18 protein-coding genes and 1 riboswitch are annotated in these 19,936 nt (G+C 63.1%); of the genes, 11 read left to right on the forward strand and 7 right to left on the reverse strand.

The window, feature by feature from the left end:
* Positions 1-18: 18 nt before the first annotated feature.
* From AB5Y54_RS03080 to AB5Y54_RS03095, 4 genes are all read left to right on the forward strand, one after another.
* Positions 19-1,038: an amino acid ABC transporter substrate-binding protein gene (locus AB5Y54_RS03080; protein ID WP_010673482.1), complete on the forward strand. Its 1,020-nt coding sequence runs from the start codon at positions 19-21 to the stop codon at positions 1,036-1,038.
* 62 nt (positions 1,039-1,100) lie between these two features.
* Entirely contained in the window at positions 1,101-2,288 is a 1,188-nt protein-coding gene (locus AB5Y54_RS03085) for an amino acid ABC transporter permease (RefSeq protein WP_241656683.1), read from the forward strand.
* 9 nt (positions 2,289-2,297) lie between these two features.
* Positions 2,298-3,392 carry an amino acid ABC transporter permease gene (locus tag AB5Y54_RS03090; protein WP_010673484.1) on the forward strand — a complete coding sequence of 365 codons (1,095 nt, stop codon included), beginning with the start codon at positions 2,298-2,300 and terminating at the stop codon, positions 3,390-3,392.
* A gap of 13 nt (positions 3,393-3,405) precedes the next feature.
* The gene (locus AB5Y54_RS03095; protein ID WP_010673485.1) at positions 3,406-4,149 is read left to right on the forward strand and encodes an amino acid ABC transporter ATP-binding protein; all 744 of its coding nucleotides are present in this window, start codon (positions 3,406-3,408) and stop codon (positions 4,147-4,149) included.
* Positions 4,150-4,244: 95 nt separating this feature from the next.
* On the opposite strand, the gene AB5Y54_RS03100 is transcribed toward AB5Y54_RS03095, so the two are convergent.
* Positions 4,245-4,460, reverse strand: a complete 216-nt coding sequence (locus AB5Y54_RS03100) for a DUF1107 family protein (protein WP_010673486.1) — start codon at positions 4,458-4,460, stop codon at positions 4,245-4,247.
* 177 nt (positions 4,461-4,637) lie between these two features.
* On the opposite strand from AB5Y54_RS03100, the gene yfcD reads away from it, so the two are divergent.
* The 3 genes from yfcD to AB5Y54_RS03115 all read left to right on the forward strand — a co-directional run bounded on the left by yfcD (position 4,638) and on the right by AB5Y54_RS03115 (position 6,844).
* A complete protein-coding gene (yfcD, locus tag AB5Y54_RS03105) occupies positions 4,638-5,168 on the forward strand; it encodes an NUDIX hydrolase YfcD (RefSeq protein WP_368153217.1) in 531 nt (176 codons plus the stop codon).
* Between the two features lie 112 nt (positions 5,169-5,280).
* Positions 5,281-5,751: a peroxiredoxin gene (locus AB5Y54_RS03110; protein ID WP_041213349.1), complete on the forward strand. Its 471-nt coding sequence runs from the start codon at positions 5,281-5,283 to the stop codon at positions 5,749-5,751.
* Between the two features lie 124 nt (positions 5,752-5,875).
* Positions 5,876-6,844 carry a calcium/sodium antiporter gene (locus AB5Y54_RS03115; protein WP_010673489.1) on the forward strand — a complete coding sequence of 323 codons (969 nt, stop codon included), beginning with the start codon at positions 5,876-5,878 and terminating at the stop codon, positions 6,842-6,844.
* 65 nt (positions 6,845-6,909) lie between these two features.
* On the opposite strand, the gene AB5Y54_RS03120 is transcribed toward AB5Y54_RS03115, so the two are convergent.
* Positions 6,910-8,058 carry a type III PLP-dependent enzyme gene (locus AB5Y54_RS03120; RefSeq protein ID WP_010673490.1) on the reverse strand — a complete coding sequence of 383 codons (1,149 nt, stop codon included), beginning with the start codon at positions 8,056-8,058 and terminating at the stop codon, positions 6,910-6,912.
* A 506-nt stretch (positions 8,059-8,564) separates the two neighbouring features.
* Positions 8,565-8,675, forward strand: a riboswitch (glycine riboswitch).
* A 250-nt stretch (positions 8,676-8,925) separates the two neighbouring features.
* Here AB5Y54_RS03120 and AB5Y54_RS03125 point away from each other — a divergent pair.
* Complete coding sequence (locus AB5Y54_RS03125) at positions 8,926-10,302, forward strand: sodium:alanine symporter family protein (RefSeq protein ID WP_045523510.1); 1,377 nt, start codon at positions 8,926-8,928, stop codon at positions 10,300-10,302.
* Between the two features lie 201 nt (positions 10,303-10,503).
* Here AB5Y54_RS03125 and AB5Y54_RS03130 read toward each other — a convergent pair whose 3' ends face one another.
* Complete coding sequence (locus AB5Y54_RS03130; protein ID WP_368153218.1) at positions 10,504-11,217, reverse strand: protein ligase; 714 nt, start codon at positions 11,215-11,217, stop codon at positions 10,504-10,506.
* A 100-nt stretch (positions 11,218-11,317) separates the two neighbouring features.
* The gene (locus AB5Y54_RS03135) at positions 11,318-12,715 is read right to left on the reverse strand and encodes a nucleobase:cation symporter-2 family protein (protein ID WP_102948784.1); all 1,398 of its coding nucleotides are present in this window, start codon (positions 12,713-12,715) and stop codon (positions 11,318-11,320) included.
* Positions 12,716-12,958: 243 nt separating this feature from the next.
* On the opposite strand from AB5Y54_RS03135, the gene AB5Y54_RS03140 reads away from it, so the two are divergent.
* On the forward strand, positions 12,959-14,098 hold the full coding sequence (locus tag AB5Y54_RS03140; RefSeq protein ID WP_010673494.1) for a diguanylate cyclase: 1,140 nt from the start codon (positions 12,959-12,961) through the stop codon (positions 14,096-14,098).
* A 30-nt stretch (positions 14,099-14,128) separates the two neighbouring features.
* On the opposite strand, the gene AB5Y54_RS03145 is transcribed toward AB5Y54_RS03140, so the two are convergent.
* On the reverse strand, positions 14,129-14,377 hold the full coding sequence (locus AB5Y54_RS03145; protein ID WP_143237887.1) for a YciN family protein: 249 nt from the start codon (positions 14,375-14,377) through the stop codon (positions 14,129-14,131).
* Positions 14,378-14,528: 151 nt separating this feature from the next.
* The gene (locus tag AB5Y54_RS03150) at positions 14,529-15,908 is read right to left on the reverse strand and encodes an MATE family efflux transporter (RefSeq protein WP_368153219.1); all 1,380 of its coding nucleotides are present in this window, start codon (positions 15,906-15,908) and stop codon (positions 14,529-14,531) included.
* 120 nt (positions 15,909-16,028) lie between these two features.
* On the opposite strand from AB5Y54_RS03150, the gene AB5Y54_RS03155 reads away from it, so the two are divergent.
* Entirely contained in the window at positions 16,029-16,886 is an 858-nt protein-coding gene (locus AB5Y54_RS03155) for an AraC family transcriptional regulator (protein ID WP_185975468.1), read from the forward strand.
* 55 nt (positions 16,887-16,941) lie between these two features.
* Positions 16,942-18,636 (forward strand): NAD-dependent malic enzyme, encoded by a 1,695-nt coding sequence (locus AB5Y54_RS03160; protein ID WP_143237885.1) that lies wholly within the window; start codon positions 16,942-16,944, stop codon positions 18,634-18,636.
* 74 nt (positions 18,637-18,710) lie between these two features.
* Here AB5Y54_RS03160 and AB5Y54_RS03165 read toward each other — a convergent pair whose 3' ends face one another.
* A complete protein-coding gene (locus AB5Y54_RS03165) occupies positions 18,711-19,769 on the reverse strand; it encodes an OmpA family protein (RefSeq protein ID WP_143237884.1) in 1,059 nt (352 codons plus the stop codon).
* Positions 19,770-19,936: the final 167 nt, after the last annotated feature.

Consider the following 19,936-nt stretch of genomic DNA (forward strand, 5'->3'; position numbering starts at 1 on the left):
ACCACAGGGAAGAGTGACATGAAGCAGATACACAAGGCAGGTATGGTGATGGCGCTGTCGCTGATGGCAGCCAATGCGTGGGCGGACGGTACGCTGGATGCCGTCAAGAAGAAGGGATTCGTGCAGTGCGGGGTCGGTGACGGCCTGCCCGGGTTCTCCAACCCGGATGCCAAGGGAACCTGGACCGGGCTCGACGTGGACGTGTGCCGCGCCGTGGCCGCCGCGGTACTGGGGGACGCCAGCAAGGTCAAGTATGTCTCCCTCACCGCCAAGGAGCGCTTTACCGCCCTGCAGTCCGGGGAAGTGGATCTGCTCTCGCGCAACACCACCTGGACCCTGACCCGGGATGGGTCGCTGGGCCTCACGTTCGCCGGGGTGAACTACTACGACGGGCAGGGGTTCCTGGTCAAGCAGTCCCTCGGGGTCAAGAGCGCCAAGGAGCTTGACGGTGCCGCTGTCTGCATCCAGTCCGGCACCACCACCGAGCTCAACCTGGCCGACTATTTCCGTGCCAATGGCGGCATGAAGTACACCCCAGTGGTGTTCGATACCTCGGATCAGACCGTCAAGGGCTTCGAAGCCGGCCGCTGTGACGTGCTGACCTCGGATCAGTCCCAGCTCTATGCCCTCAAGATCAAGCTCACCAAGCCAGAGGAGGCCGTGGTGCTGCCGGAGGTCATCTCCAAGGAGCCGCTGGGCCCAGCCGTGCGTCAGGGTGACGATCAGTGGTTCAAGGTGGTGCGCTGGAGCCTCAACGCCATGCTCAATGCCGAGGAGGCCGGGGTCACCTCTGCCAACGTGGACGAGATGCTCAAGTCCACCAATCCTGACATCCGTCGCCTGCTGGGGCTGGAAGAGCCCAAAGGGACTGTGCTGGGGCTGGATGACAAATGGGCCTACAACATCGTCAAACAGGTCGGCAACTACGGTGAATCCTTCGATCGCAACGTCGGTGCCGGCTCCCCCCTCAAGATTGATCGCGGCATCAATGCCCTCTGGAACAAGGGCGGTCTGATGTACGCGCCACCCATCCGCTGAGTCGACAGTCACCGGGGGGCCTGGCCCCCCATGTTATCCCTGGCTTTGTCGGAGTCATCCTCATGGCGTTACACGCATCAAACCATAGGAAAGAACAGGGCCGCTGGTGGTATGACGCCAAGGTGCGGGCGCTGCTCTTCCAGTGCCTGGCCATCGCGGCGGTTATCGGGTTTCTGTTCTACATCGTCAACAATGCCCTGACCAATCTGGCCACCCGTGGCATCACCACAGGCTTTGATTTTCTGGGCAACACGGCCGGTTTCGGCATCTTGCAGAGCCTCATCCCCTATGACGAGACCTATACCTTCGGTCGCACCTTCGTGGTGGGTCTGCTCAACACCCTGCTGGTCTCCGTGCTCGGCATCCTGTTTGCCACCCTGCTCGGGTTCGCACTCGGGGTCGCGCGCCTGTCGCGCAACTGGCTGGTGGCCAAGATAGCGGCCGTCTACATAGAGACGTTTCGCAACATCCCGCTGCTGCTGCAGATCTTCTTCTGGTATTTCTCGGTGCTGCGTACCCTGCCTTCCCCGCGTCAGAGCGTGGATATTGGCGGGCTCGCCTTCCTCAACGTGCGGGGCTTCTATCTGCCCAAGCCCCTGTTCGAAGAGGGATTCGGCTACGTGCTCTGGGCACTGGTGCTCGCGGTGCTGCTGAGCTGGGGGCTGGGCCGCTGGGCTCGCCGCCGTCAGGTCCTGACCGGCAGGATCTTCCCGTTCTGGCGCTGTGTGGCCGCCCTGGTCATGCTGCTCCCGGGGATCACCTTCCTGCTGGCGGGCAGCCCGCTCAGCTGGAGCGTGCCTGCGCTGCAGGGGTTCAACTTCCGGGGCGGGCTGACGGTGCTGCCGGAGCTCGCGGCCCTCTTGCTGGCGCTCACCATCTATACGGCGGCCTTCATCGCCGAGATAGTGCGATCCGGCATCCTGGCCATCAGCAAGGGGCAGACTGAGGCGGCTTCCGCCCTCGGGCTCTCGCCCACCAAGACGCTGCGGCTGGTGATCATTCCCCAGGCCATGCGGGTCATCATTCCTCCCTTGACCAGCCAGTATCTGAACCTCACCAAGAACTCCTCCCTAGCGACCGCCATCGGCTACCCGGATCTGGTCTCGGTGTTCATGGGGACGACTCTCAACCAGACAGGGCAGGCCATCGAGGTCATCGCCATGACCATGGGGGTCTATCTCGTCATCAGTATCACCACCTCGGTGCTGATGAACATCTACAACCGCAGAATGACGCTGGTTGAGCGCTAGGGAGCTGTCATGTTCGTGAATGAATTGCAGGAGGCGCTGCCGCCTCCCAACCACCGTCGGGGGCCGCTCGCCTGGATCAGGCAGAACCTTTTCCCCAACTGGTGGAACGGCCTGCTGACCCTGGTGCTGGCCTATCTGTTGCTGCCACTCATCTGGTCTGCACTGGACTGGGCGCTGTTCTCGGCCACCTGGCAGGGGAGCAGCCGCGAGGCCTGCGTCCAGGGCGGTGCCTGCTGGATCTTCATCGAGAGCCGGCTGGGGCAGTATCTCTATGGCTTCTACCCGGCTGATCAGTACTGGCGCATCAACCTGACCTTCGCCGGTCTGGCGGCGCTGCTGGCCCTGCTCATCTGGCCAAAGACCCCGCGCAAGGGGTGGCTGGCGCTCTTCACCCTGCTGGTGTTCCCTGTCATCGCCTTCTTCCTCATCCATGGGGGAGCGGGGCTGGAGGTGGTGGAAACGAACCGCTGGGGCGGGCTGATGCTCACCCTGGTGCTGGCGGTGGTGGGCATAGTCGTAGCACTGCCGTTCGGCATCCTGCTGGCACTGGGGCGTCGCTCCCACATGCCGGTCATCTCCAGCCTCTGTACCGTCTACATCGAGTTCTGGCGGGCGGTGCCGCTCATTACTGTGCTCTTCATGGCGTCCGTCATGCTGCCACTGTTCATGAGTACCGAGGTGGAGCTCGACAAGCTGCTGCGGGCGCTCATCGGCATCATCCTGTTCCAGGCGGCCTATGTGGCCGAGGTGGTGAGAGGGGGGCTGCAGGCGATCCCCAAGGGGCAATATGAGGCGGGGGATGCCCTCGGGCTCTCCTACTGGAAGGTGATGGGCCTCATCATCATGCCCCAGGCCCTCAAGATCACCATTCCTTCCCTGGTGAACACCTTTATTTCCCTGTTCAAGGACACCAGCCTGGTGCTGATCATCGGGCTGTTCGATCTGCTGGCCATCTCCAAGGTGGCCCTGGCGGATCCGGCCTGGCTGGGGTATTCCACCGAAGCTTATGTCTTTATCGCCATGATCTTCTGGATGTTCTGTTTTGGCATGTCCCGCTACTCCATCTATCTGGAGCGCAAACTCAACACGGGCCACAAGCATTAGGAGTCGTTCTGATATGAAAACGGACGCAGTTGTCGAACTGAAAGAGGTCAACAAGTGGTACGGTGAGTTTCACGTGCTGCGCAACATCAACCTGCAGGTGGGCAGAGGGGAGAAGATCGTCATCTGCGGACCATCGGGGTCGGGCAAGTCCACCATGATCCGCTGCATCAACCGGCTGGAAGAGCACCAGAGCGGAGACATCCTGGTCAAGGGCACGGCCCTGACCTCGGATCTCAAGAACATCGAGACGGTGCGCCGGGAGGTGGGCATGGTGTTCCAGCACTTCAACCTCTTCCCCCATCTGACCGTGCTGGAGAACTGTTGCCTGGCGCCCATCTGGGTCAAGCAGTTGCCGCGCAAGGAGGCCGAGGAGATCGCCATGAACTTCCTGCGCCGGGTGCGGATCCCCGAACAGGCGCTCAAGTATCCGGGGCAGCTCTCCGGTGGCCAGCAGCAGCGGGTCGCCATCGCCCGCAGTCTGTGCATGAATCCCCAGGTCATGCTGTTTGACGAGCCGACGTCTGCGCTGGATCCCGAGATGGTGCGGGAGGTGCTGGATGTGATGGTGGAGCTGGCCCACGAGGGGATGACCATGCTCTGCGTCACCCACGAGATGGGGTTTGCCAAGCAGGTGGCGGACAGGGTGATCTTCATGGACCGGGGGCAAATCATCGAAGAGAACGTGCCGGATCAGTTCTTTGACAACCCCCAGTCCGATCGGACCAAGCTCTTCCTCTCCCAGATCCTGCAGCACTGAGGCAGGGCACAACCTTCAGAAAAACAGCCCGCACGCTCGAATGAGCGGCGGGCAAATGTGTACATGGAAGTCGACGACAGACAGAAAGGAGTATGTCAGCCCGGCAACAGGGTGGTGGTGCGCAGATCGCGCACGGCCAGGTTGATCTGCCGGGCCAGGCTCAGCGCCTGATGACAGCTCAACGGCTTCACATCGATGATCCCCCCTTGAAACTCAAACCGCCCCAGTGCTTCAACCATGAAGCTTCCATGATGGAAGCTCTTGATATAGCGAGCAATTCGACGGGGAGACCACTGCTTGAACACCTTCATGGCAAGAGACCCTGTTGTTTGGACAGGGCACACTATGCCGACGGACCGTGACACTGATGTGACACTTGATAAAGATTTGTATGAATCTGTCTTGTGATCGACTGGCGTGCAGCCCCTGCGTTGAAAAAGTAGTGAGAGTCCGGGTCCGGGGCCCGATATACTGCGGCCATTGCAGACATGACAAAGGTGCCGCACGTGGAGTGGGTGGGCATAGTAGACGAGCAGGACAGGGTGATCGGGGTGGCCGAGCGCGCCAGGGTGCGTCAGGAAAACCTGCGCCATCGTGCCAGCTACATCCTGGTGCTGGATGAGGCTGAGCGCATCCTGGTGCAGCGGCGCACCCCGAGCAAGGATTTTTGCCCCGGCATGCTGGATGCCTGCGCCGGTGGCGTGGTGACCACGGGGGAGGCCATGGCCCTTTCCGCACGGCGTGAGCTGGCCGAGGAGCTGGGGATCCGCGACGTGCCCCTGCAGGATTACGGCACCTTCTATGCCGAAGGGGAGGCGAGCGGCAGCCGCTACCGGGTCTGGGGCGGCCTGTTCAGCTGTCACTATCAGGGGCCGCTGCAACTGCAGGCCGAAGAGGTGAGCGAGGTGCACTGGATGAGCCTGGGCGAGATAGCCGATCGGGCGGACGAGTTCACGCCTGACTCCCTGCTTGCCATCGCCACCTGGCAGGCAAGGCGCCTGCCATCAGGCCAGAAATAGGGGCGACAGGCGTTCGCTCCCCAATCGCTTTGTTGCTGCTCGATGGACCCCTTCGCCTTCTGGTGGAATGGGGTAGACTGGGCCTCTTTGAACCACAGAAGGATGCGTCATCATGATCACGGTCGGTCAATCCCTGCCCGCAGGGGAATTTACCTTTATCACCGCCGAGGGCAAGCAGGTGAAGGATACCCGGGCCCTGTTTGCCGACAAGCGGGTGGTACTCTTTGCGGTGCCCGGCGCCTTCACCCCCACCTGCTCCAACGCCCACCTGCCGGGCTACGTGGTGCTGGCCGATCAGTTCAGGGCCAAGGGGGTGGAACTGTGCTGTCTGTCGGTCAACGACGCCTTCGTGATGAAGGCGTGGCAGGAGGCACAGAACGCCGCTGACATCACCATGCTGGCGGACGGCGACGGCAGCTGGACCCGGGCACTGGGTCTTGCCAAGGAGACCGGGGCCTTCGGCGGCGTGCGGGCCCAGCGTTTTGCCCTCATCGCCAACGATGGTGTGGTGGAGCGGCTCTTCGTGGAGGCGCCGGGCAAGTTCGAGGTGTCGGATGCCCAGAGCCTGCTGGCGGCGCTGTGAAAGATTAATCGGCGTTTGATTACACCTTGAAATAGCAAGCGGCCCCGTTACACTGAGGCCGCGTTTGGATGGAGCCAGGCAACTTGCCTGGCTCTCGTGTTTGCCGTGGATGAGATAGAACAATATGACCCTGGCTTTTGTTGCCCTGATTGCCGGACTGGCGTTGCTGGTCTGGAGTGCCGACAAGTTCGTGGACGGCGCAGCCGCCACCGCCCGTTACGCCGGTATGCCGCCGCTGCTGATCGGCATGGTGATCATCGGTTTTGGTACCTCGGCCCCCGAGATGGTGGTCTCCGCGCTGGCGGCCTCCCAGGGCAATCCCGGGCTCGCGCTCGGCAATGCCTATGGCTCCAACATCACCAATATTGCCCTGATCCTGGGTCTGACCGCCCTGATCAGCCCCATCGCCGTCGCCTCCCAGGTGGTGCGCAAGGAGATCCCCATCCTGCTCGGCATCACCCTGCTCTCCGGCGCCCTGCTCATCGATGGCAATCTGGGCCGGATGGATGCCGCCATTCTGGGGGCCGTATTCGCAGTGCTGATGGGCTGGTCCATCTGGGCCGGCATGAACGGCAAGGGGGATGCGCTGGATACGGATACCGAGGAGGACATCGTCTCCGAGGGTATGTCTCTCAAGAGCGCCATCCTCTGGCTCATCGTCGGCCTGGTGCTGCTGATCGGGGCTTCCCGTCTGCTGGTGTGGGGGGCGGTGACCATCGCCCAGGGCTTTGGCATCAGCGATCTGGTGATTGGCCTGACCATAGTCGCGGTGGGGACCTCCCTGCCGGAGCTGGCATCGTCCCTCATCGCCATCCGCAAGAACGAGCACGATCTGGCCCTTGGCAACGTGCTGGGTTCCAACCTGTTCAACACCCTGGCCGTGGTGGGCATCGCCGCTGGCATCCACCCGCTCGAGGTGGCGCCCGAAGTGCTTTCCCGCGACTGGAGCATCATGATGGGGCTGACCCTGTTGCTGCTGGTGATGTGTCTGGGCCGCAAGGGGCAGGGGCGCATCAACCGGCTGGAGGGGGGCGTGCTGCTCGCCTGCTTCGTCGCCTACACCGGCTGGCTGCTGACGAGCCAGTTCATCTAGTCTGGTGATGAAATGAAAGGGGGGACGCCGCAGCGTCCCCTCTTTTTTGTGCGCGGGGCCTGGTCTCAGGCCACGGCAACCAGCTTCTGCTTCTGGGCGCTGTCCAGGATCAGGATGCTCGCCTTGGGGAAGAAGTTGAAGGTGGACGCGGAGGCCCAGGTGTAGGCCCCCATCACCCGACCCACCACCAGCTCGCCGATCTCGAGATCCGGCAGCATGATGCTGTCGCGGATGACGTCCACGCTGTCGCAGGTGGGGCCGGAGAGCACCGCATTGTGCAGTTCGCCGTGGGCATAGGGCGTGCTCACCGGGTAGGTGACGTGGTCGTAGAGCTGGCCGTTGTAGCTGCCGTAGAGACCGTCATCCAGGTAGTACCAGATCTTGTCGCCGCGGTGGGCCTTGCCCATCACGCTGGAGACCGAGGTCATGGCCGGCGCGCTGATGAAGCGGCCCGGCTCGGCAATCTTCTGCACCGTGGCGGGCAGCTTGGCCAGGGCCTCGCGGATCGGGGCGCAGAAACCGTCGATGTCGAACTCGCCGCCGTCATAGTCCACCGGGAAGCCGCCGCCGATATCCAGCACCCAGGGCTTGAGCCCTAGCTCCCAGGCCTGCTCCATGATCTCGCGGCAGGCGTCGATGGCCTGCACGTGGCGACGGGCGTGGGGCACCTGGGAGCCGACGTGGAACGACAGCCCCATCACCTTGATCCCCTTGGCCTGGGCCAGTTGCAGCAACGGCAGTGCCTGCTCCGGGGTGCAGCCGAACTTCTTGGAAAGATCGACCTTGGTCTCGGGGTTCGGGAAGCTGACCCGCAGCAGCAGTTTCACTTCATCCTTGTAGGGCAGGAACTTTTCCAGCTCCAGCGGGTTGTCATAGACAAACACGGTGCAGCCGAATTCCAGGGCATAACGGATGTCGCTGTCACGCTTGATGGGATGGGTATGGATGCAGCGTCCCGGGCGAACCCCTTGGCTGCGCACCAGATCCACTTCGCCATTGGTGGCCAGATCGAAACAGGCCCCCTCTTCCTTCAAGACAGAGACCACCGCCTCGTGGGGCAGGGGCTTGAGTGCATAATGCAAGCGCACATCGGGCAGGGCGGCCGCCAGGGCCCGATACTGTTTGCGGACGGCTGCCTTGTCGAGCAGCAGCAGGGGGGAGCCGAATTGTTCAACCAACTGACGGTAATCTTGTGCGACCAGGGTCTCGTTCATTCTCTTTTGATAGTCCTTAGGGGGCGTGATATGCCCAAGCCATATGCGATTGAACCGGCGACGGCCGGCTCAGGCGAGCGGTCCGGAGGGACCCACCAGGCACATTGCATAACTCCCTTGCAAAGTGCTTAGTTATGCGCGGGATTATCGGCTTATTGAGTTTGTGTGCAAGCATTTTGATTGGATATGTCGGCAAGTTTTTCTGGTCGAGACGAAACAGGCTCTTGATACGGGGAGCGATCAGGGCCGTGATGGGGAGCACCTCCGAAGGGAGCTTGATAAGCTGTTGATAGTTAACGAACTAATAACATCAGGCCCGGGGGTTGAGGCCAGGTAAAAAGGGGGCGCCGGGGCCAGGGAGTGCGAGACAGCTCACATTTTTTGGATTACCATGCCCGCTTCCTGATCCAAACTAGTTCGGATGAAGGTAGCAGGAGAGCGATGGGCAACCATCCACCGAAGAAGTGAATCTTTCAGGTACCGGGCAACCGGTGTGGACTGCTACTGGACGATACTCTGGAGAGACCCGTTGAATCGGGCGCCGAAGGAGCAAGGCACCGTGATTGCATCGCAATCTGGCGCCGGAAACTCTCAGGCAAAAGGACAGAGGGGATGGGATGGTTGTACCTGAGCTTGAAACTGTTCACGGTCTGTCACGAGAGGTCGTCAGCAAGGTAAAGAGCAGCGCAGGAACCGGAGTGTATGTAAATACATGAGGCTTTCGAGCAGCGCATGAGCCTTGATCACGGCCTCGCAGCAAGAGTGTGAACACGTTTTTGGCCCGCATCCGATCGCCTCTGGCCGATCGCGATACCTATGGGAAGATCATCCTTCTCCTCCTTAATCGTTGTTTTTTAAGGAGGATGCATGTCATCAATTCAATCGGCGCTCGCCGCCATCGATAGCTTTATCTGGGGTCCCCCCCTGCTGATCCTGCTGGTCGGGACCGGTATCTATCTCACCTGGCGATTGGGTCTGCTTCAGATCGTGCGTTTGCCGCTGGCCCTCAAGCTGGTCTTTGGCCGCGATCAGGGGCAGGGCAAGCAAGGGGATGTCTCCAGCTTTGGTGCCCTGTGCACCGCCCTCTCCGCCACCATCGGCACCGGCAACATCGTCGGGGTCGCCACCGCCATCAAGCTCGGCGGCCCGGGCGCCCTGTTCTGGATGTGGATGGCCGCCCTGTTCGGCATGGCCACCAAGTACGCCGAGTGCCTGCTGGCGGTGAAATATCGCCAGCAGGACGCCAACGGCCAGATGGCAGGTGGCCCCATGTACTATCTGGAGAAGGGGCTCGGCTCCAGGCCGCTCGCCAAGCTGTTTGCCCTGTTCGGCATCGGCGTCGCCTTCTTCGGCATCGGTACCTTCCCCCAGGTCAACGCCATCAGTGATGCCATGAGCCTCTCCTTCTCGGTACCCCGTGAAGTGACCGCCGTGGTGCTGACCCTGATCGTGGCGCTGGTGACCCTGGGGGGTATCCAGTCCATCTCCAGTGTGTCGAGCAAGGTGGTGCCCTTCATGGCCATCTTCTACATCGTCGCCTGTGCCGGGGTGCTGGTGAACAATGCAGGCGCCCTGCCCGATGCGGTCATGCTGGTGATCGGGAGCGCCTTCACCGGCCATGCGGCCACCGGCGGTTTCGTCGGCGCCGGCATCATGCTGGCGATCCAGTCCGGGGTGGCGCGCGGGGTCTTCTCCAACGAGTCGGGGCTGGGTTCGGCCCCCATCGCGGCGGCGGCGGCCAAGACCGATTCCTGCGTGGAGCAGGGGCTGGTCTCCATGACCGGTACCTTCATCGACACCATCATCATCTGCACCATGACCGGCCTGACGCTGGTGGTGACCGGGGTGTGGAGCGGCGATGCAAGCGGTGCGGCCATGACCAGTCTGGCCTTTGCCCAGGGGCTGGATGCCCATGTGGGTCAGTATCTGGTGAGCATCGGCCTCCTGTTCTTCGCCTTTACCACCATCCTTGGCTGGAACTACTACGGCGAGCGCTGCACCGAGTACCTGTTCGGGGTGAAGGCGATCAAACCCTACCGCCTCATCTATCTGGTGCTGGTGGCGAGCGGTGCCTTCCTCCATCTGGACCTGATCTGGCTCTTGGCCGACATCGTCAACGGCCTGATGGCGGTGCCCAACCTCATCGGTCTCATCGGCCTGCGCCACGTGGTGATTGCCGAGACCCGTGCCTACTTCAGTCGGGACCGGGATACGGAATCCGAGCCCGAGCCGCAGACGGCCTGATGAGAAGCGGGCCTGCGGGGTGCCCTGTCGCCGGGCCCCTGTCCATGGCGTCAACCGGGATCCGGGCTGGGATGGCAAAACCCGGGGCTTGATCCCGGATCCTCTGACAATATCTGTGCGAAATACGCAAAAGCCACGACGCTCATCGTGGCTTTTTTGCATTTTACGCAATGAATGGCGGCGCTTGTTGCCCCCAGGGGGTCAGGGGGAGGGAATATCTCCGGTGAGCCGCTGCGCCAGCGCTTCGCTCACCCGGCTCACCAGGGCCGCCTCATCCCCCTGCCAGCCAATGGCGTGGACCAGGGTGGTGGAGGTGCCCGGAGCAAAGCGCAGCTCGCCCCCGGCCAGTTCGTAGAAGCGGCTCGCCATCCGGGTGCCCTCGTCCACATCCCCCGCCACCAGCAGCATGGCCTGGGCCAGCACGGCGCCGTCGTGATCCCGGCCCGGCGCCAGCCAGCGCTGGGCGGTGCCGGTCACCTTGCGCCCCCCGATCACCAGGTTGTACTGGCCGTCGCAAAACGAGCCGGGCACGAAGTCGTAGCTGCCCGCAAGACCGTGTTCCTCCAGCAGGGCGAGCAGGGGCGCCCCCAGCAGCCGGTAGTAATGGGCCAGATCCGTGGTGGTGCGGGGCAGCATGAGGGAGAGGTTGAGGATGCCGGCGCCGTGGGGCACGGCGGTGCCGCCGCTGTCGCGCACGAACACCGGCCAGCCCTCGGCGGCAAGCTGCTCGCAGGCGGCCTGGTAGCGGGGCAAACGGGTGTCCTTGCGGGTGACGATGAGGCATTGGGGGCCCTGCCAGAGGAGGGCTCTGGGCTCGCCGTCACCGGCGCACTCCCGCAGCCAGCGCTGCTCCTCGGCCAGGATCTGGTCGGGTGTCTGGTGGGCGGGCGGCGGGGGCAGCAGGGTATAAGGCATGAGAGGCATCCTTTGGCAGAGGCTGCCAAGCACAGTACGCGCGGGGGCAAACAAGGTAAAGCCCCGCATGGCGGGGCTTTGGTGCAAGGATGGCGGAGTGTCAGGCCTGTGCGGCGGCGCGCCTGGGCAGCAGCAGATTGAGCAGGATGGCGGTGAGGCCGCCGGTGGCGACGCCGTAGGAGAGCACGCTCCTGGCCAGCTCCGGCAGGTGTTGCAGCACCTCGGGCACCTGGGCCACTCCGAGGCCCATGGCGAGCGACACCGCCAGGATCATCAGGGCGCGGCGGTCCAGCTCCTCCCGGGAGATGATGCGCACCCCGGCGGCGGCGATGGTGCCGAACATGACGATGGTGGCGCCGCCGAGCACGGGTTCAGGTATTTGTTGCACCAGGCTCGCCACCGCCGGGAACAGGCCGAGCAGGGCCAGCATGGCGGCGATGAAGAGGCCGACATGGCGGCTGGCCACCCCGGTCAGCTGGATGACGCCGTTGTTCTGGGCGAAGGTGGACATGGGGAAGGTGGAGAAGACCGCCGCCAGCATGGAGTTGGCGCCGTCGGCCAGCACGCCCCCCTTGATCCGCGCCATGTAGACCGGCCCTTCCAGCGGCTCGCCGGAGATGTCGGAGGTGGCGGTCATGTCGCCGATGGCTTCCAGCGCCGTCACCACGAAGATGATGGCGAGCGGCACGAACAGCTGCCAGTCAAAGCCGAGCCCGTAGTGGAGCGGAACAGGCACCATCACCAGGGGGCCGTCGAAGGTGGGGGCTGCCACCTTGCCCAGCAGCAGCGCCACCGCATAGCCCGCCAGCATGGCGATCATGATGGCGGAGAGGCGCAGCCAGGGGTTGCGACTGCGCTGCATCAGCACGATGAGGCCGAGCACCAGCAGGGAGAGAAAGAGGTTGGTGTGGCTGGCGAAGCTGCCGTCCGCCAGCGCGCCATAGCCGCCCCCCATGCTGATGAGCCCTACCTTGATGAGGGTCAGGCCGATGAGCAATACCACGATGCCGGTCACCAGCGGGGTGATGATCCGTTTGACCAGGTGCAGGAAGCGGCTCATGACGACGATGGTGAGGGCCGCTGCCAGCATGGTGCCGAACAGGGTGCCCAGCAGATCGTCGGTGGGCATGGCCGCCTGCTTGAGGGCGAGGCCGGAGGCGATGATGGGGCCGAGGAAGTTGAAGCTGGTGCCCTGTACCGAGAGCAGGCCGGAACCGAGGGGGCCGAAACGGCGGGTCTGGATGAAGGAGGCGATGCCGGACATGACCAGGGACATGGAGACGATGTAGCGGGTGTCGTCGGCGGGGAGGCCGAGGGCATTGGCGATGATGAGGGGCGGGGTGATGATGGCGACAAACATGGCGAGCATATGCTGCAGGGCGGCGAACAGGGTCTGGGGCAGGGGGGGGACATCCTCGATGCCGTAGACCAGTTCGCTGTGGGCTCGCCTGGGGGGATGGGCCTCTCGGATGGCGCTTGGGGCGGCAGCCTGTTCCATAAATACCTCGAATGTGTGGGGGGAGGGGAGAAAATTGGGCGCTATTTTAGTGATTGGCATCGCGCTTTCCAGCGCTAATTGAGCGCAAACTCGTTTATTTCCTGATGGGTTGAAACGTTTTCCTGTGGCGATTAAGATCCGCCGGTTTGTGTGAGACCGATCCCTCACAAAGGGGAGGGAGGCTGATGCATCAGGATGGGGACGGTGTAGAATGAGCCCTCGGTTCGAAGATGGAGACTCTGGATGCTGAAGCTGTCGGAGTTCTGGAGTGCCCGCGCCCACTCCGAAGATTTTACCCTGACCCGGATGGGCTTCATGACGGTGCGGCTGCGGCTGCTCACCTGTCTGCTGATGGCGGGGCTCCCGAGCTGGGCTCTGGTGGACTGGCTGACCCTGCCAGCCATCCAGTTCGAGGCGCTGTTCCAAGTCAGGATCTTCTGCCTGCTGGCCCTCTCGCCCCTCATCCCCCTCTCCTATCTCATCCACTTCAAGCGCGAGCGCATGAAGCTGGCGCTGGGCTACCTGATGGCGGTGATGATGCTCTTCTCCCTCATCTGCCTGCACAGCTTCGGCGCGGATCAGGAGATGCAGGCGGGCTACATGGCCTTCCCCTATCTGCTCATCAGCCTGTTCGCCATCTTCCCCATTCCCCTCTCCCTCAGCCTGCAACTGGCGGGGGGCATTCTGGCCACCATGCTGGCGGGCAACTGGCTGCTGGTGGGCCAGCCCCTCTGGAGCGTGCAGACCCTCAACCAGGTCTGGCTGCTGGGGCTCTTTGCCATCGCCAGCGCCTGGGTGCAGTGCGGCCAGCTCAACATGCTGCTGCAACTCTATCGGGAATCCACCACGGACGAGCTGACCGGCATGATGAACCGCCGCCTGCTGATGAAGCAGCTCGAGAAGGCGAGGGCCGCCATGATCCGCAAACAGGCCCCCTTCGCGGTGCTGCTGCTGGATCTGGACCGCTTCAAGCGCATCAACGACACCTTCGGCCATCTGGCGGGGGATGCGGTGCTCAAGGAGGTGGCGGCCACCCTGTCGGAGCAGCTGGAGCCTGGCATGGTGCTCGGGCGTTACGGCGGGGAGGAGTTTGCCATCCTGTTGCCCGGTTGCACGGATCTGGCACAGGCCAAGCGGGTGGCGGAGCGGCTGCGGGTCGCGGTGGAAGCGAGGTTGGTGAAAAGCCCCACTTCCGACGAGCTGCTGGAGGTGACGGTGAGCATCGGTCTGACCCTGGCCCAGCGTGGCGAGGGGGTGGAGGATCTGCTCAACCGGGCGGACGAGTGCCTCTACATGGCCAAGATGGCGGGTCGCAACTGCGTGGTGGCCGAGGCAGGGAAACCCGCGGGCGATGCAGGGCGCACAAAAACGGATGCCGCCTGAGGGCGGCATCCGGTGATGACGGGGCTGGCGTCAGGCCAGGGTGTATTTGCCGGAGAGCTGCTGGGCCAGCAGCTTGAACATGTTGAACACCGCCATGGTCTTGCCGGTCGGGGTGCCGTCTTCAGCCAGGAAGAACTCCCCCTTGAACACCAGAATGTCCCCCTTCTGCTCCACCGAGTCGGCGCGCATGCCGTGGATGAAGTCCTCGTGTTCACGAATGATCTTGTTGGCCATCTCCAGCAGGGCAGTCTCGGTGATCCGCTCTTTTTGTGGTTCCATGCTCGTCTCCTTAAACGACTACTGGGCAGGGGCACAAGGGTCGGCATGGCCGGCGCACCCCGCCTCTGATTGAAGAGGGGGCCAGCATACTGCAAAGCGGGATTTTCTGTCATTGATATGACCCCGCATTTTCCCGCTTTGCGCTCTTCCCTTATCCCAGCACCAGATTGCGCAGCCAGCGCCGCTGGCGAATGCGGCGCTGCACCAGCAGCACCTTGGAGAGCTCCTCCAGCAGGACCACCGCCACCACCCAGGAGAGGGGCCAGCCCAGCAGGCTGACCGCCACCCAGGCCAGCGGCAGGCCGATGCACCACATGCCGACGATGTCGATGAAGATGCTGTAGTTGACGTCCCCCCCCGAGCGCAGCACCCCGACGATCCCCACCATGTTGAACACCTTGAGCAGCATGCCGAGGCACAGGATGGCGAGCACCTGGCCGGCCTCAGTCATCAGCTCGCCCGGCAGGTTGCCGACCCATTGCAGCAGGCTGCCCTGCATCAGCCAGACGGCGGTCCCCACCAGCAGGGCGCCGACGGGGGCCAGCAGCAGGAAGAGCTGGGAGTGCTGCCAGGCTTCGTCATACTCCTCTGCCCCGAGCCGGTGACCGAGCAGGGTGGAGCAGGCCACCGCCAGCCCGAAGAAGAGGGAGATGAGGATGCTCTCCAGCGTGCCGAGGGTGGTCATGATGGCCAGGGCGTCGGTGCCGAGGTGCGCGTAGAGGAAGCCGTAGAGCAGCATGCCGAAGGCCCAGAGCCCGTCGTGCAGCAACAGCGGCAGGGCGATCAGGGTGAAGCGCACCACCTCCTTGCGCCTGAAGGCGGCGAGCCAGTCTTGCTTGCGCGGGATGAGACGGGGCTCGGTACGCCACACATAGGCAAGCAGCAGCGCGGTCTGCAGCAGGCGCGAAAGGGTGGTGCCCCAGGCGGAACCGGCTACTCCCATGGCCTCGGCGCCGAAATGGCCGAAGATGAGGGCATAGTTGAGGATGACGTTGGCGATGATGGCGATGATGCCGATACGGGTCGGCGTCGCGGCATTGCCCACCGAGCGCAGGGCCGACTCCAGGGGCACCACCACGGCGGTGCAGAGGATGGTGGCGCCGGTGATCATCAGGAACTCGTCGGCCAGCTCGCGCAGCGCAGGCTCCTGGCTGGCAAAGCCGAGCACGCTGCCCGGTGAGAGCACATAGACGAGGGCAAAGGGCAGGCTCACCGCCAGGGCGCCCACCAGGGCCAGGGCCAGGGAGCGGCGCACCCCGGCCATCTCGCCACGGCCGAAATATTGTGCTGCCAACACCGAGACCCCGCCCGAGAGCCCCGCTATCACCAGCAGATTGAAGAAGAAGACCCGGTTGCCCAAGCCGACCGCCGCCACAGCCGTGGTGCCGAGCTGGCTCACCATCATGATGTCGATGAGGCCGAGCAGGGAGAACATCATGGATTGCAGCGAAACCGGCAGGGCCAGTCGCCACAGTCGCGTCATGAACTCGCGATCGGTGGTTTGTTTTAAAATCGCTTGCCAATAATTCATTTATGTTAACCGGGTTGGTAAAAATCAGGGTTTGTCGTGGGTATGATAGGGGTGATATCGGGAGGCTTCACTGTGAGCCTCTCTCGGCTTTCTTGTGCAAAACTATCCTGTTGAGGTGCTATGCCATTTATCAGCGAGTGTCTGGAAATCGCCCCGGCCTGCGAAGAGCGGATGCTGGGACGCGAAGGGCTGCCCCTGCTTGGGGAGGCGGGCGTCTTCCTGACCGGCCTCTCGACGATACGGGAGCACTACCTTATCCGCCGCAACCGACCGGAGTTTCACATCCTGATGGTGAGCCATGACGAGGGGGGCGCCCTGCTCACCGATGGCGGGGAGCAGCCCATCCCGGCGGGAGCCCTGGTCTTTCTCCCGGCCGCCGTGCCGGGGGGCCTCAGGCTGGTGGGGGAAGCCTGGCATACCAGCTGGATCCTGCTGGACGACGTGCCGCGCTGGCAGCATCTGCACCGGCTTGGCCATCGCATCTGGCAGGGGGAGGAGGGGGAGCAGCTCTACCATCTGCTCAGCCTGATGCAGGGGGAGGGAATACGTTCGCCACTCCAGCCCCAGCTGCTGAGCCTGCTGCTGGCGCTCTTGGAGCGAACCCTGCAGGGGGAGGTGCGCGGCACGCCGGAGCTGCGGCTACAGGCGCTGTTTCGGCGGGTGGAAGCACGTCTGGACGAGTCCTGGAGCGTGGCCCTGCTGGCCGACCAGATGGCCTGCTCGGTGCCCCATCTGCACCGGCTCTGCCAGCAGGTGTTCGGCATGGGCCCCATGGCCTGGCTCACCGGACTTCGCATGAACAAGGCGCGCCAGTTGCTGCTCTACACCAACTGGCCGCTGGCCGAGCTGGCGGCCCGGGTCGGATACAGCGACGGCGCCAACTTTGCCAACCGTTTTCGCCGCCTGACGGGTCAGACTCCGGGGGCCTTTCGTCGACTGGGTCGCAAACCTTTCGCAAGGGAGGTGCAAACCCTTTGAAATTGTTGGCTCAAGCCCATAGGATCGACGGGCCACACAGTCAAGGTACAGATCCATGTTTGAAGATAATAATCAGAAACGTCCCCTCTACATTCCCTACGCAGGTCCAGCCCTGCTGGAGACGCCGTTGCTCAACAAGGGCAGCGCCTTCACCAGCGAAGAACGCAGCAGCTTCAATCTGGAGGGTCTGCTGCCCCAGAACATCGAAACCATCGAAGAGCAGGCAGAGCGTGCCTATCGCCAGTTCATGGCGTTTGGCAACGACATGGACAAGCACATCTATTTGCGCAACATCCAGGATACCAACGAAACGCTCTTCTACCGCCTGCTGAACAATCACCTCACCGAAATGCTGCCGGTCATCTACACCCCGACGGTCGGCAAGGCGTGCGAGGAGTTCTCCAACATCTATCGTCGTGCCCGCGGCCTCTTCATCTCCTATCCGGACAAGGACAGGATCGATGACATGCTGCAAAACGCCACCAAGCAGAACGTCAAGGTGATCGTGGTCACTGACGGCGAACGCATCCTGGGCCTCGGGGATCAGGGCATCGGCGGCATGGGCATTCCCATCGGCAAGCTCTCCCTCTACACCGCCTGTGGCGGCATCTCCCCGGCCTACTGCCTGCCGGTGGTGCTGGATGTGGGCACCAACAACCAGCAGCTGCTGAACGACCCCTTCTACATGGGGTGGCGCCATCCGCGCATCTCCGGCGAAGAGTACGACGAGTTCGTCGACGCCTTCATCCAGGCGGTCAAGCGTCGCTGGCCCGATATCCTGCTGCAGTTCGAGGACTTCGCCCAGGGTAATGCCACTCCGCTGCTCAACCGCTACAAGGACGAGTTGTGCTGCTTCAACGATGACATCCAGGGCACCGCTGCCGTGACCCTCGGAAGCCTCATCGCCGCCTGCAAGGCCTCCGGCGCCAAGCTCTCCGAGAAGCGGGTCGCCTTCCTCGGCGCCGGCAGCGCGGGCTGCGGCATCGCCGAGCAGATAGTGGCGCAGATGAAGGCCGAAGGGCTTACGGATGCCGAGGCGCGGGGCCGGGTCTTCATGGTCGATCGCTTCGGCCTCATCACCGACAAGATCCCGAACCAGCTCGACTTCCAGCGCAAGCTCTCCCAGCCGCTGGAGCGGATCAAGGAGTGGCCGGTGGGGGACAACATCTCCCTGCTGGAGGTGATGGAGCACGGTCGCCCGGACATCCTGATCGGGGTCTCCGGCCAGCCCGGCCTCTTCACCGAGGAGGTGGTCAAGACCATGCACAAGCACTGTGCCCGTCCCATCATCTTCCCGCTCTCCAACCCCACTTCCCGGGTGGAGGCCACCCCGGCGGATCTCATCCGCTGGACCGACGGCCAGGTGCTGGTGGCCACCGGCAGCCCGTTCGCACCGGTGGAGTACAAGGGCAAGCGCTATGTCATCGCCCAGTGCAACAACTCCTTCATCTTCCCGGGAATTGGCCTTGGCGTCATCGCCTCCGGTGCCAACCGGGTGACCGATGCCATGCTGATGTCGGCCAGCCGTGCCCTGGCGGATTGTTCACCCCTGGTGAAGGGGGAAGAGGGCTCCTTGCTGCCGGATCTGGCGGACATCCATCAGGTCTCCCGCTACATCGCCAAGATGGTGGCCAAGACCGCCATGTTGCAGGGCAAGGCGGTGCAGACCCCCGATGATGTGATCGATCAGGCCATCGAGGCGAACTTCTGGCGCCCCGAGTACCGCCGCTATCGTCGTACTTCCTTCTGATCCCAAGGGGACAGACACGCAGAAGGGATGCCTCGGCATCCCTTTTTTGTGCACGGCTGTGAAGGAAGAGGAGGTTATTGTGCCGGTTGCTCGGCGGGGGCGGGCTCGGCGGGATTGCTGACACCGGTGACCCGGATTTCGACCCGGCGATCCGGGGCCAGGCAGTCGATGAGGGCAGCCCTGGCCTTGATGGCATCACACTGGGTGCCGGTGACCGGGTTGCTCTCGCCATTGCCCTGGATGCTCACCTTGTCTGCGGGCAGCCCCTTGCCAATCAGGAAGTTGGCGACCGTGCTTGCACGGGCCTCCGACAGTGCCTGGTTGTTGGCATCCGAGCCGATGCGGTCGGTGTAGCCCATCACCATGGCGTTGCCATCCTTGGGTTTGACGTCGACGATCTGCTGGTAGAGGGCGTCGAGTGCCTGCATCCCCTCCGGTTTGAGCTCCGCCTTGCCAAAGGCAAACAGCACATCCGAACTCAGGTTGAAGGTCTGATCCACCGGCTCGGGAGCCGGGGGCGGCGGTGCCACGACCAGAGGCGCGGCCACCGGCACTGCGGCGACGGTGCGATTGGGGTGAAGCACCAGCTCGATGGTGGCGGTACTGATGTTGCTGACCCAGCGTTTGGTGCCGCTGCCCACCTTGTCGTTGTCAGGATCGTCCCCGACTCGTACCATGTAGCGGTAGCGGGTCTGGATGTCTACCCAGTCGCTCAGTCTGGCGGTCAGGCCCAGACCCGCCAGGGGAGCCAGGTTGTCATCTCCCCCGTTGACGGAGTCGACGTGATAGAGATAACCGCCCCCTTCGGCAAAGACAGAGAAGATGTCCCCGAGCGGCAAACGGCCAATGACCGACAGGGTGGCCCCTTTGCTGTTGAAGTCCTGGCCGGCGATATCCCAGTCACCGGTGGAGAGGTAACCGAGTTCGGTCCCCAGATTCTCGTTGTAGTTGTAGCCGACAAAGGCGTTGATGGCGGTCGCGTCCTTGCCGACACCCTGGCTGAAATCATCGATGTCATGGGCAAAGGCCCAGCCACCCCCAGCCCCCACATACCAGTCGTGAACAGGTGCCGCCTGAGCGGCACTCGTCGCCAATGCCAATGCAATCCACACAGGTTTCAGTCTTATGTTCATCGCGTATCCTCGTCGATGTTGGGTGTTATAGGGCTCCCAGCCCTTTGCTATGTATAGCCAACATTATGTATAGGCGATGTGAGCGCATTAACCATTTAAGTGACGCATCTGTATGGAAAATCGGTGGGGCAGGCAGGTGGGCTGCCCGCGCTGGTGATGCCGTGCGG

It is taken from the genome of Aeromonas sp. s9 (assembly GCF_040907765.1).
In the GTDB taxonomy this organism is placed as follows: Bacteria; Pseudomonadota; Gammaproteobacteria; order Enterobacterales; family Aeromonadaceae; genus Aeromonas; species Aeromonas caviae.

What these genes read in the sequence shown, in the direction of transcription:
- AB5Y54_RS03160 (WP_143237885.1), top strand. Translation starts at nt 16,942, where the DNA reads ATGTTTGAAGATAATAATCAGAAACGTCCCCTCTACATTCCCTACGCA.
- AB5Y54_RS03100 (WP_010673486.1), bottom strand. Translation starts at nt 4,460, where the DNA reads ATGAAGGTGTTCAAGCAGTGGTCTCCCCGTCGAATTGCTCGCTATATC.
- AB5Y54_RS03080 (WP_010673482.1), top strand. Translation starts at nt 19, where the DNA reads ATGAAGCAGATACACAAGGCAGGTATGGTGATGGCGCTGTCGCTGATG.
- AB5Y54_RS03150 (WP_368153219.1), bottom strand. Translation starts at nt 15,908, where the DNA reads ATGAATTATTGGCAAGCGATTTTAAAACAAACCACCGATCGCGAGTTC.
- AB5Y54_RS03165 (WP_143237884.1), bottom strand. Translation starts at nt 19,769, where the DNA reads ATGAACATAAGACTGAAACCTGTGTGGATTGCATTGGCATTGGCGACG.
- AB5Y54_RS03125 (WP_045523510.1), top strand. Translation starts at nt 8,926, where the DNA reads ATGTCATCAATTCAATCGGCGCTCGCCGCCATCGATAGCTTTATCTGG.
- AB5Y54_RS03145 (WP_143237887.1), bottom strand. Translation starts at nt 14,377, where the DNA reads ATGGAACCACAAAAAGAGCGGATCACCGAGACTGCCCTGCTGGAGATG.
- yfcD (WP_368153217.1), top strand. Translation starts at nt 4,638, where the DNA reads ATGACAAAGGTGCCGCACGTGGAGTGGGTGGGCATAGTAGACGAGCAG.
- AB5Y54_RS03090 (WP_010673484.1), top strand. Translation starts at nt 2,298, where the DNA reads ATGTTCGTGAATGAATTGCAGGAGGCGCTGCCGCCTCCCAACCACCGT.
- AB5Y54_RS03085 (WP_241656683.1), top strand. Translation starts at nt 1,101, where the DNA reads ATGGCGTTACACGCATCAAACCATAGGAAAGAACAGGGCCGCTGGTGG.
- AB5Y54_RS03135 (WP_102948784.1), bottom strand. Translation starts at nt 12,715, where the DNA reads ATGGAACAGGCTGCCGCCCCAAGCGCCATCCGAGAGGCCCATCCCCCC.
- AB5Y54_RS03130 (WP_368153218.1), bottom strand. Translation starts at nt 11,217, where the DNA reads ATGCCTTATACCCTGCTGCCCCCGCCGCCCGCCCACCAGACACCCGAC.
- AB5Y54_RS03155 (WP_185975468.1), top strand. Translation starts at nt 16,029, where the DNA reads ATGCCATTTATCAGCGAGTGTCTGGAAATCGCCCCGGCCTGCGAAGAG.
- AB5Y54_RS03095 (WP_010673485.1), top strand. Translation starts at nt 3,406, where the DNA reads ATGAAAACGGACGCAGTTGTCGAACTGAAAGAGGTCAACAAGTGGTAC.
- AB5Y54_RS03140 (WP_010673494.1), top strand. Translation starts at nt 12,959, where the DNA reads ATGCTGAAGCTGTCGGAGTTCTGGAGTGCCCGCGCCCACTCCGAAGAT.
- AB5Y54_RS03120 (WP_010673490.1), bottom strand. Translation starts at nt 8,058, where the DNA reads ATGAACGAGACCCTGGTCGCACAAGATTACCGTCAGTTGGTTGAACAA.
- AB5Y54_RS03110 (WP_041213349.1), top strand. Translation starts at nt 5,281, where the DNA reads ATGATCACGGTCGGTCAATCCCTGCCCGCAGGGGAATTTACCTTTATC.
- AB5Y54_RS03115 (WP_010673489.1), top strand. Translation starts at nt 5,876, where the DNA reads ATGACCCTGGCTTTTGTTGCCCTGATTGCCGGACTGGCGTTGCTGGTC.